At 74.0% G+C, this 10,153-nt stretch carries 10 protein-coding genes; 2 read left to right on the plus strand and 8 right to left on the minus strand.

From position 1 onward, the window contains the following. Nucleotides 1-101: 101 nt before the first annotated feature. The 4 genes from recN to ACFVGW_RS32330 form a co-directional block, all read right to left on the minus strand. Nucleotides 102-1,820 (minus strand): DNA repair protein RecN, encoded by a 1,719-nt coding sequence (gene recN / locus ACFVGW_RS32315; RefSeq protein ID WP_383294722.1) that lies wholly within the window; start codon nt 1,818-1,820, stop codon nt 102-104. Nucleotides 1,821-1,977: 157 nt separating this feature from the next. Continuing rightward, a complete protein-coding gene (locus ACFVGW_RS32320; protein WP_352191671.1) occupies nt 1,978-2,895 on the minus strand; it encodes an NAD kinase in 918 nt (305 codons plus the stop codon). Further along, complete coding sequence (locus tag ACFVGW_RS32325) at nt 2,892-3,707, minus strand: TlyA family RNA methyltransferase (RefSeq protein WP_352191672.1); 816 nt, start codon at nt 3,705-3,707, stop codon at nt 2,892-2,894. The genes ACFVGW_RS32320 and ACFVGW_RS32325 overlap by 4 nt, the downstream gene beginning before the upstream one ends. 106 nt (nt 3,708-3,813) lie before the next feature. Further along, nucleotides 3,814-4,143 carry a hypothetical protein gene (locus tag ACFVGW_RS32330; protein WP_385854439.1) on the minus strand — a complete coding sequence of 110 codons (330 nt, stop codon included), beginning with the start codon at nt 4,141-4,143 and terminating at the stop codon, nt 3,814-3,816. A 42-nt stretch (nt 4,144-4,185) separates the two neighbouring features. On the opposite strand from ACFVGW_RS32330, the gene ACFVGW_RS32335 reads away from it, so the two are divergent. Then, nucleotides 4,186-4,533, plus strand: coding sequence for an SCP2 sterol-binding domain-containing protein (locus ACFVGW_RS32335; RefSeq protein ID WP_352191674.1), 348 nt, complete (start codon nt 4,186-4,188; stop codon nt 4,531-4,533). Here ACFVGW_RS32335 and ACFVGW_RS32340 read toward each other — a convergent pair. The 4 genes from ACFVGW_RS32340 to ACFVGW_RS32355 form a co-directional block, all read right to left on the minus strand. Next, nucleotides 4,522-5,391 carry an ABC transporter ATP-binding protein gene (locus ACFVGW_RS32340; RefSeq protein ID WP_385854440.1) on the minus strand — a complete coding sequence of 290 codons (870 nt, stop codon included), beginning with the start codon at nt 5,389-5,391 and terminating at the stop codon, nt 4,522-4,524. The genes ACFVGW_RS32335 and ACFVGW_RS32340 overlap by 12 nt on opposite strands. Then, on the minus strand, nt 5,388-6,422 hold the full coding sequence (locus tag ACFVGW_RS32345; RefSeq protein ID WP_352191676.1) for an iron chelate uptake ABC transporter family permease subunit: 1,035 nt from the start codon (nt 6,420-6,422) through the stop codon (nt 5,388-5,390). Before ACFVGW_RS32345 ends, ACFVGW_RS32340 begins: the two co-directional genes overlap by 4 nt. Then, nucleotides 6,419-7,474 (minus strand): iron chelate uptake ABC transporter family permease subunit, encoded by a 1,056-nt coding sequence (locus tag ACFVGW_RS32350; protein ID WP_352191677.1) that lies wholly within the window; start codon nt 7,472-7,474, stop codon nt 6,419-6,421. Before ACFVGW_RS32350 ends, ACFVGW_RS32345 begins: the two co-directional genes overlap by 4 nt. Before the next feature lie 74 nt (nt 7,475-7,548). Next, nucleotides 7,549-8,673, minus strand: coding sequence for an HAD hydrolase-like protein (locus ACFVGW_RS32355; RefSeq protein WP_385854441.1), 1,125 nt, complete (start codon nt 8,671-8,673; stop codon nt 7,549-7,551). Between the two features lie 79 nt (nt 8,674-8,752). On the opposite strand from ACFVGW_RS32355, the gene ACFVGW_RS32360 reads away from it, so the two are divergent. Continuing rightward, nucleotides 8,753-10,027 (plus strand): DUF1015 domain-containing protein, encoded by a 1,275-nt coding sequence (locus tag ACFVGW_RS32360; RefSeq protein WP_385854442.1) that lies wholly within the window; start codon nt 8,753-8,755, stop codon nt 10,025-10,027. Nucleotides 10,028-10,153 lie beyond the last annotated feature (126 nt).

Here is a 10,153-nt window from a genome sequence, read left to right on the forward strand (position 1 = left end):
GGGCGCTGTCGGGGGGGCCGGAGGCGGCCCCGCGGCCGCCACGCCGTTGCCACGGTCACCACGCCCCACAGGGGCAGGCACCCCGCCAGGGCGCCGCGCTCTCAGCCGTCCGCTCGGGCCGTCGCCAGGAGTTCCTCCGCGTGGGCGCGGGCCGTCTCCGAGTCCTCCTGGCCCGCCAGCATCCGCGACAGCTCGCGGACCCGGTCCTCGCCCTCCAGGACGGTCACGCCGGAGCGGGTCACCGAGCCGTCGTTCGTCTTCTCCACCAGCAGCTGGCGGTCGGCGAACGCCGCCACCTGCGGCAGGTGGGTGACCACCACGACCTGCGCCGTCCTGGCGAGCTTCGCCAGCCGGCGGCCGATCTCCACGGCCGCCTTGCCGCCGACGCCCGCGTCGACCTCGTCGAAGAGATACGTCGGCACCGGGTCCGTACCCGCGAAGACGACCTCGACCGCCAGCATCACCCGGGACAGCTCACCACCGGACGCGCCCTTGGCGATCGGCCGCGGCGGCGCGCCCGGGTGCGGGGCGAGCAGCAGCTCGACCTCGTCGGCACCGGACGGCGTGTAGGCGACCCGGCGGCCGCCGACCTCCACACCCTCCGGGTCCTCGGTCTGGCGGATGTCGAAGGACACGCGCGCGTGCGGCATGGCGAGCGAGGCCAGTTCGGCGGTGACCGCGTCGGCGAACCGCGCCGCCGCCTCCGTACGCGCGTCGGTGAGCGCCTGCGCGAGCTGCGACAGTTCGGCCCGCAGCGCGTCCCGCTCGGCGGTCAGTTCGCCGATCCGGTCGTCGTCGCCCTCCAGCTCCGTGAGCCGGGCCGCGCTCTCCTGCGCCCACGCCAGAACGGCCGAGACGTCCTCGCCGTACTTCCGGGTGAGCTGGGTCAGCGCCGCCCGCCGCTCCTCCACGGCCGCGAGGCGGCGCGGGTCGGCGTCCAGGTTGTCGGCGTACCCGGCGAGCTCCCCCGCCACATCGGCGAGCAGGATGGAGATCTCACCCATCCGGTCGGCGAGCGCCGCGAGCGCCGGATCGTGCGACCGTACGGCTTCGAGCGCGCGCCCCGCCCCGGCGACGAGCGTCGTCGCGTCGACGGCCTCCGGGTCCTCGGGCTGTCCGGCCAGCGCCGCGTGCGCGAGCGCGGCGGCCGAGGCGAGGGCCTCGGCGTGCCCGAGGCGCTCCGCCTCCGCGGCCAGCTCGACGTCCTCCCCGGCCAGCGGTTCGACGGCCTCGATCTCACCGAGCCCGAAACGCAGCAGATCGGCCTCCTGGGCCCGCTCCCGCGCCCGGGTGGTGATCTCGTCCAGTTCGGCGACGACGGCCCGCAGCCGCCGGTACGCCTCTCCGTACGCGGCGAGCGGCACGGCGACGGCCTCGCCCGCGTACCGGTCGAGCGCGCCACGCTGCCGGGCCGGCTTGAGCAGGCCCTGCTGGTCGGTCTGGCCGTGCACGGCGACGAGTTCGTCCGCGAGCTCGGCGAGCAGGCCGACGGGCACGGAGCGCCCGCCGAGGTGGGCGCGCGAGCGCCCCTCGGCCGAGACCGTCCGGCTGACGAGCAGCGTGCCGTCGTCCAGCTCCGCGCCCGCCTCCTCGGCGCGCGCGGCCACGCCCGAGCCGTCGGGCAGCCTGATCCGCCCCTCGACCACGGCGGAGCCCGCGCCGATCCGCACCAGGGCGGGGTCGGCGCGCCCGCCGAGCAGCAGCCCCAGGCTGGTCACGACCATGGTCTTGCCGGCGCCGGTCTCGCCGGTCACCGCGGTGAAACCGGGCGACAGCTCGACAACAGCGTCGTCGATGACCCCGAGCGACCGTATCCGCATCTCCTCCAACACGGGGAAGACCTTACGAGGTCCGGCCCCGCCTGTGCGACGGCCCCTGCCGGAACGGGGCGAATCCGCAGGTCGGAACCGCGGCTGTCACCCGTGGGAGTGGGCGGCCCCGGCCTCGGGCCGGGGCGCCGGTTCCCCGGCCGTCGCCCTAGTGGGGCGCGCCGCGCCACCCCGAGACCGGGAGGGCGAACTTCGCCACCAGACGGTCCGTGAAGGAGGCGTGGTGCAGCCGGGCGAGCCGTACCGGAACGGCGCCGCGCCGGACCTCGACCCGTGCGCCCGCCGGGAGTTCGACCGTACGGCGGCCGTCGCACCACAGCACGCCGTTGGGCGTGTGCGGCTCCACCTCCACCGCGAGCACGGACTCGGGCGTCGTCACGAGCGGCTTGGCGAACAGCGCGTGCGCCCCGATCGGGACCATGAGCAGCGCCTCGACCTCGGGCCAGATCACAGGTCCGCCGGCCGAGAAGGCGTACGCCGTCGAGCCCGTCGGAGTCGCGCAGATCACCCCGTCGCAGCCGAACCCGGTGACCGGCCGGCCGTCGATCGCCAGCACGACCTCCAGCATCCGTTCCGGGGAGACCTTCTGGACGGCCGCCTCGTTCAGCGCCCAGTCGCGGTGCAGCACGTCGCCGTTCTCGTACACGACCACGTCGAGGGTCATCCGCTCCTCGACCTCGTACGCGCGCGTGACGACGCGGTCGACGACCTTGTCGAGGTCGTCGCGCTCGGCCTCCGCGAGGAAGCCGACCCGGCCCAGGTTGACGCCGAGCATCGGCACGCCGGACGCCCGGGAGAACTCCGAGCCGCGCAGCAGCGTGCCGTCGCCGCCGAGGACGACGAGCAACTCGCAGCCCTCCAGCGCGTCGGTGCAGGCCTCCGGCACGGTCTCCACGGACGGCGGCAGCGGCAGGTCGGCCGCCTCCGCCTCCAGGACGCGGACGCCGATGCCGCTCCGCAGGAGTCCGAGTACGACGAGTTCGGCGCTGCGCACGGCGGCCGGCCGGCCGGTGTGCGCGAGCAGGAAGACAGTACGGCTACCAGGTGGTGCGGTCGTTGAGCTCAACGAGGTCCCTCCGCCACGGCGCGGTCGACATCCGCCGGATCGAGCGCGGGCGCCCCTGCCCGCAGCCAAAGAAAGTACTCGACGTTGCCGGAGGGGCCTGGCAGCGGGCTCGCCGTCACGCCCAGCACCCCGAGCCCGAGCTCGGCCGCCTGGCGCGCCACGTTCCGTACGGTGTCGGCCCGCAGCTCGGGGCTGCGGACGACGCCGCCGGTGCCGAGGCGCTCCTTGCCCACCTCGAACTGCGGCTTCACCATGAGCACGAGGTCCGCGTCGGGGGCCGTGCAGCGCACGAGGGCGGGCAGCACCAGGCCGAGCGGGATGAAGGAGAGGTCGCCGACGACGAGGTCGACGGGTGTGCCGTCGATGGCGTCGAGGGTCAGCTCGCGTACGTTCGTCCGGTCCTTCACGGTGACCCGCTCGTCGCTCTGGAGCGACCAGGCGAGCTGTCCGTAGCCGACGTCGACGGCGACGACGTGCGCGGCGCCCGCCCGCAGCAGGACGTCCGTGAAACCGCCGGTCGAGGCGCCCGCGTCCAGCGCGCGCCGCCCCTCGACCGTCAGCCCCTGCGGCACGAAGGCGGCGAAGGCACCGGCGAGCTTGTGGCCGCCGCGCGAGACGTAGTCGGGGTCGGCGTCGTCCTGGGCGACGAGGATGGCCGCGGCCGTCTCCACCTGGGTGGCGGGCTTGGTCGCGACCGTCTTGCCGACGGTCACCCGCCCGGCGGCGATCAGCTGGCTGGCGTGCTCGCGCGAGCGGGCGAGCTTGCGGCGTACCAGCTCGGCGTCCAGACGGCGGCGTGCCACTCCTGCCACGTTCGGTTCAGCTCCTGTGGTTGTGCGACGGGTTGTACGGCTTGATTCACGACTGGTTGTACGACGGGATTCACGACTGGTTGTACGGAGACACCGGCGGAACCGTTCACGGTCCCGGGGCCGGTCCGGGGCGGACGGCGTCGAGAGAGGTCAGCTCGTCGCGCAGCCCACGGTGTACATCCTCGTACACCTCCAGGTGTCCGTCCGCCGCGAGGCGGTCGGCGTCGCCGAGCCGCTCCAGGAGGGCGTCCACGGCGGGACGGCCGGTGGGGACGCGCTGCACGCCGAGGGGCGCGGGCGCGGCGGGTTCGAAGGCCGCTTCCTCGCCGGTCCCCGGCGCCGCCTGCGCCGCCGGGACCGGGGCCGGGTCCGCGCCCGCGGCCGGGCGGCCCGCGCCCTCGTCCGGGGCCGGCGCTGCATCCGTCACGTCGTTCATCCCCCGACGCTATCGCGAAGCCCTGGGGTACGGTCGATCACGATGGCCACGATCGAGGAGTGCCGCAGCGCACTCGACAGACTTTCGGACAATCTCGCGCGCGCGGACGGCGAGGTCCGCAGCGCCGCCGCGCTCGACCGCAGCCTGAGCTGCCACATCACGGACCTGGACACGACGTTCACCGGGCGCCTTGCGGGCGGCCGGGTCGAGGTCCAGGACACGGTGCCGGGCCCGCCGCCGGCCAAGGCGCAGATCCGCCTGGCGATGACGGGCGACGACCTGGTGGCGATGGTGGGGGGCGAGCTGAACTTCGCGAAGGCCTGGGCCTCCGGCCGGGTCAGGCTGGAGGCCGGCTTCCGCGACCTGCTGAAGCTGCGCTCACTTCTGTAGCGCGGACTCCCGCTCCTTCGCCCGGGCCTTGCGGCCCGCGGGCACCACCAGCGGCGTGCCCGTCTCCGGGTCCTCGATGACCTGGCAGCGCAGTCCGAAGACCCGCTCGACGAGTTCGGCCGTCACGACCTCGGACGGCGGCCCCTCCGCGACCACCTCGCCACCGCGCACGGCGATGAGGTGGGTGGCGTACCGGGCCGCGTGGTTGAGGTCGTGGAGGACGGCGACGAGGGTCCGGCCCTGGGTCTCGTGCAGCTCGGCGCAGAGGTCGAGGACGTCGATCTGGTGCTGGATGTCCAGGAAGGTCGTGGGCTCGTCGAGGAGGAGCAGCGGGGTCTGCTGGGCGAGCGCCATCGCGATCCACACGCGCTGACGCTGACCGCCGGACAGCTCGTCGACGTACCGCTCGGCCAGCTCGGCGACCCCGGTCGCGTCCATCGACTCCTGGACGATCCGCTCGTCCTCCGGCGACCACTGGCGCAGCAGCCCCTGGTGCGGGTAGCGCCCGCGGGCCACGAGGTCGGCCACCGTGATGCCGTCGGGGGCGACGGAGGACTGGGGCAGCAGACCGAGGGTCCTGGCGACCTTCTTGGCCGGCAGGCTGTGGATGCTCTGCCCGTCGAGGAGCACCCGGCCCTCCGAGGGCTTGAGCATCCGGGACAGGGCGCGCAGCAGGGTCGACTTGCCGCAGGCGTTGGGGCCGACGATGACCGTGAACGAGTTGTCGGGGATCTCGACGGACAGGTCGCGGGCGATGACCCGCTGGTCGTAGGCGAGGGTGACCGATTCCGCGCCGAGCCGCTGGGTCTGCCGGTCCATGGAGGTGCTCCTGTTGTTCTTCTCGTGGGAATCCGTCATATCCGTCCCGCCTTGCGCTCGGTGACGAGCAGCCACAGCAGATAGCAGCCGCCGAGCACCCCGGTGACGACACCCACCGGCAGCTGACGGTCGCCGAAGGCGTTGGTCGCGGTCCAGTCGGCGACGAGCAGCAGGACGGAGCCCATGAGGGCGGAGGCGGCGAGGTTCGGGCCGGGCGAGCGGGTCAGCCGGCGCGCGAGCTGCGGGGCGCTGAGGGAGACGAAGACGATCGGCCCGGCCGCGGCGGTGGCCACGGCGACGAGCAGCACGGCGGAGGCCATCAGCACGATACGGGTCCGCTCCACCCGCACCCCGAGGGCGTACGCGGCGTCGTCGCCCATCTCCAGCATCCGCAGCGCCCGCCCGTGGCCCAGGACCAGCGGGATCAGCACGCAGCAGACGGCGAACAGCGGCCAGAACTGCTCCCAGTCCCGCCCGTCGAGCGAACCCGTCATCCAGACGGTGGCGCGGGTGGCGTCGACGAGGTTGGCCTTGGTGATCAGGTAGTGGATGACGGCCGTCAGCATCGCGGCCGCGCCGATGCCGACGAGGACGAGCCGGTAGCCGTGGACGCCGCGCTTCCAGGCGAGCAGGTAGATCGCGGTGCCGGTGATCAGGGCTCCGACGACGGCGCCGCCCGCCGCGGCCGTCGCGCTGCCCTGGAAGAGGACGATGACGGCCAGCGCGCCGACCGTGGCGCCCTGACCGAAGCCGATGACGTCGGGGCTGCCGAGCGGGTTGCGGGAGACGGACTGGAAGACCGCGCCGCCGATGCCGAGCGCGGCGCCGACGAAGACGGCGACGAGGACGCGCGGCAGCCGCAGGTCCATGACGGCGAACTCCTGCACGGCGGTGCCGTCGCCGAGGAGGGTGGCGACGACGTCACCGGGGGCGATGGGGAAGTCTCCGCTGCCGATGAGCACGACGGCGGCCGCGAGGGCGGCGGCGAGCAGCCCGACCAGCGAGAGGGCGGCGCGGGGCGCGTAGCGCAGGGAGAGCCCGGCGCCGGTCCGTAGCGTCTTGGTGGTCACAGCTGGGCCATCCTCTTGCGGCGGACGAGGCGGATGAAGACGGGCCCGCCGATCAGCGCGGTCACGATGCCGACCTGCAGCTCCGCGGGGCGGGCGACGAGCCGGCCGACCACGTCGGAGCCGAGCAGGAGGACGGGCGAGAGGACGGCCGCGTACGGGAGGATCCAGCGCATGTCGGGACCGGTGATGGCGCGTACGAGGTACGGGACCATCAGGCCGAGGAACACGATCGGCCCGCAGGCGGCGGTCGCCGCGCCGCACATCAGCGTGACCGCGGCCATCGCGAGCACGCGGGTCCGGTTGAGGTCGGCGCCGAGCGCACGGGCGGTGTCGTCGCCCAGCTCCATGGCGTTGAGCGGCCGGGCGATGAGCAGGGCGAGGACGACGCCGGCGAGGATGAACGGCGCCACGCGACGCACGGTCTCCATGTCGGCGGAGGCGAGCGAGCCGACGGTCCAGAAGCGGAGCCGGTCGAGCGCGGCCGAGTTCAGCAGCTGGACGGCGTTGACGTAGCCGTAGAGCGCGGCGGTGGCGGCCGTTCCGGCGAGCGCGAGGCGCACGGGCGTGGAGCTGCGGCTGCCGCCGAGGACGTACACGACGACGGAGACGACGGCCGCGCCGGCGAACGCGAACCAGATGTAGTCGCCGACGTCCGAGATCCCGAGGAAGGCGATCGCGGAGACGACCGCCGCGGCGGCGCCGGCGTTCACACCGAGGAGCCCCGGCTCGGCGAGCGGGTTGCGGGTGAGGCCTTGCATCACGGCCCCGGAGAGGCCGAGGGCGACGCCGACGAGCAGCCCGAGAAGGGTCCGGGGGACGCGGACGTCATGGATGATGACGTCGTTGCCGACACCGGTGTTCTGGAACAGCCCGTGCCACACATCGCCGAGCGGCACCGGTTTGGCACCGATCATGACGCTCAGGACACAGACCAGCAGCAGGACTCCGACGGCCGCGACCAGCCCGACGGCGCGCACGGAATGCCGGCGCGTCGGCTTCTGGTCGGGGCCGGTCGGATCCGCGCTCGCTCGGGAGGGACTCTCGACCAACACGGGAGTTAGGTTAGCCTACCCTGCTATTGCTGATCGATCCCCGTCCGCAGGTCAGAACCCCGGCGCGTAGCCCGTCACAGCGCCAGCCGCGCCAGCGCCTTCCCCGCGTCCAACCCGCAGGCGCCCGCCCCGGCTTCCGTCCACGCCGCCGCGCACAGCGCCCGCACCCCGTCCAGGGCGGGACCCTCGCCGTCGAGGACGAGTTCGCCGCCGCGCGCCTCGGCCGACCAGCCGCCGCACACGAACCCCCCGTGCACCCCGACCACGTGCGGCTGTCCCGTCAGCAGCCCGCGCAGGTCCGCGTCCACGTACGTCGGCCGGTGCTCCGGAACCGCGGCGAGCAGCTGCGCCACGTCCGTCACCCCCGTCAGTACGAGCAGCGAGTCCACGCCCCCGTTGAACGCCCCCTCGATGTCCGTGTCCAGTCGGTCCCCGACCACCAGCGGCCGCTCGGCCCCGGTCCGCAGCACCGTCTCGCGGTGCATCGGCGGCAACGGCTTCCCCGCCACCTTCGGCTCCGCCACACCGCCCGTGGCGATCCGCACGACCTCGACCGCCGCCCCGTTCCCCGGCCCGATCCCCCGCGCCCCCGGAATCGTCAGGTCCGTGTTCGAGGCGTACCACGGCACGCCCCGCGCCACCGCGTAGCCCGCCTCCGCGAACCGCGCCCACGGCATCTCCGGCCCGCCGTACCCCTGCACCACGGCCGCGAGACCGTCCACGTCCGCCGACTCCACCGGCTCCAGGCCCCGCTCGCGCAGCGCCACCCGGAGCCCCTCCCCGCCGACCACCAGCACCGGCGACCCGGCGGGCACATCGTCGGCGATCAGCCGCGCCACCGCCTGCGCCGACGTGATCACGTCCGCCGCCTCCGCCGGAACACCCAGCTCCGTCAGGTGCGCGGCCACCGAGTCCGGGGTCCGCAGCGCGTTGTTGGTGACGTACGCGAGGTGCATCCCGCCGGCCCGGGCCGCGCCCAGCGCGTCCACGGCGTGGGCGATCGCCTCCCCGCCCGCATAGACCACACCGTCCAGATCCAGCAGCGCCGTGTCGTACGCCTCGCTCAGCGCCCGCTCGATGCCGGCAGGCCGGTCCCTCACCTCCCGCGAGCCATGCCGCAGGCCGGGCTCCGAGCCCGGCTCACGGCCCTGTTCCGAGCCCTGCCGCACGCCCTGACCGCCCTGCCCGCCGTCACCCATGACCTCGTACTCCTCACGTCTCAGCCGTCCCGACTCCCCCGATCATCGCTCATTGCCACCGCGCACTTACGATTGCGCAATGATGAGCAGAGGTCCTGCGGCCAATGACGGTCTGCACCTGGTCCCGTTCCGGGGACTCCGCTATGTCCCCGAGCGGGTCGGCAGCCTGGCCGCCGTGACCTCACCGCCGTACGACGTCGTCGTACGGCCCGACGGACTGCACCACCTCGAGTCCGCCGATCCCCACAACATCGTCCGGCTGATCCTGCCTCAGGCCGTCACCGCGGGCACCCGCCACCGCAAGGCCGCCGTCACCCTCGACCGCTGGCTCGCCGAGGGCGTCCTCGCACCGGACCCCGAGCCCGCTCTGTACGTGTACGAGCAGAGCGGCGACGGCATCCTGCAGCGGGGCATCATCGGCGCCCTGGAACTCTCCACCCCGGCCGAGGGGATCGTGCTCCCCCACGAGGACGTCATGCCGCACGTCGTCGAGGACCGCGCCGCGCTGATGCGGACGACCGCGGCCAACCTGGAGCCGCTGCTCCTCACCTACCGGGGCAACGGCAACGGGACGGCCGAGGTCATCGAGCGCACCGTCCACCGCGAGCCCCTGCTCGCCACCACCACGGAGGACGGCTTCCACCACCGCCTCTGGGCGATCACGGACCCCGGCGACCTCTCCACGGTCTCCACGGGCCTGGCCGAGCACCAGGCGCTGATCGCCGACGGCCACCACCGCTGGGCGACCTACCTCCGCCTCCGCGAGGAGCACGCCCAGCCCAGCCCGTGGAACTACGGCCTGGTCCTGCTCATCGACACCGCCCGCTACCCGCTCAGGGTCCGTGCCATCCACCGGCTGCTCAACCGCCTCCCCGTCGGCGACGCCCTCGCCGCCCTCGGCGACGGCTTCCGTGTCCGCCGTGTCGAGGGCACGCTGCCGGCGGCCATGGAGGCCCTGGCGGCCGCCACCTCCGACGGCAACGCCTTCCTCCTCGCCGGCGACGGCACGTTCCACCTCGTGGACCACCCGGACCCGGAGCTCCTCGCCCGGACCGTCCCCGCCGACCGTCCGGAGGCCTGGCGCACCCTGGACGCCACGGTGCTGCACGCCACGCTCCTCGACCACCTGTGGCACATCCCGGACGACTCGGAGGAGATCAGCTACATCCACGACACCGAGGCGGCCGTGGCGCAGGCGCAACGCCGCGGCGGAACGGCGGTGCTCATGCATCCGGTACGGGAGGAAGTCGTACGGGACCTGGCCCGGCAGGGCGTCACCATGCCCCGCAAGTCGACGTCCTTCGGACCGAAGCCGGCGACGGGCCTGGTACTCCGAAGCCTGGCGCTGGACTGAGACATGGTGAAGGGGGGGCCCCCCCCCGGGGGGGCCCCCAATAACAATTGCCGGGAAGCGAGCGCGGATAAACCCCGGGGGGCAGGTCCGACTCCTGGGCCGAGGAGGCCGCCGGGGGCCCGGGAA

This window comes from Streptomyces sp. NPDC127129 (assembly GCF_042671585.1).
Taxonomy (GTDB): Bacteria; Actinomycetota; Actinomycetes; order Streptomycetales; family Streptomycetaceae; genus Streptomyces.

Bases quoted from the DNA above. Each gene is read 5' to 3' on its own strand.
- ACFVGW_RS32360 (WP_385854442.1), top strand. From the start codon at position 8,753: ATGATGAGCAGAGGTCCTGCGGCCAATGACGGTCTGCACCTGGTCCCG.
- ACFVGW_RS32355 (WP_385854441.1), bottom strand. From the start codon at position 8,673: ATGGGTGACGGCGGGCAGGGCGGTCAGGGCGTGCGGCAGGGCTCGGAA.
- ACFVGW_RS32330 (WP_385854439.1), bottom strand. From the start codon at position 4,143: ATGAACGACGTGACGGATGCAGCGCCGGCCCCGGACGAGGGCGCGGGC.
- ACFVGW_RS32340 (WP_385854440.1), bottom strand. From the start codon at position 5,391: ATGACGGATTCCCACGAGAAGAACAACAGGAGCACCTCCATGGACCGG.
- ACFVGW_RS32335 (WP_352191674.1), top strand. From the start codon at position 4,186: ATGGCCACGATCGAGGAGTGCCGCAGCGCACTCGACAGACTTTCGGAC.
- recN (WP_383294722.1), bottom strand. From the start codon at position 1,820: ATGCGGATACGGTCGCTCGGGGTCATCGACGACGCTGTTGTCGAGCTG.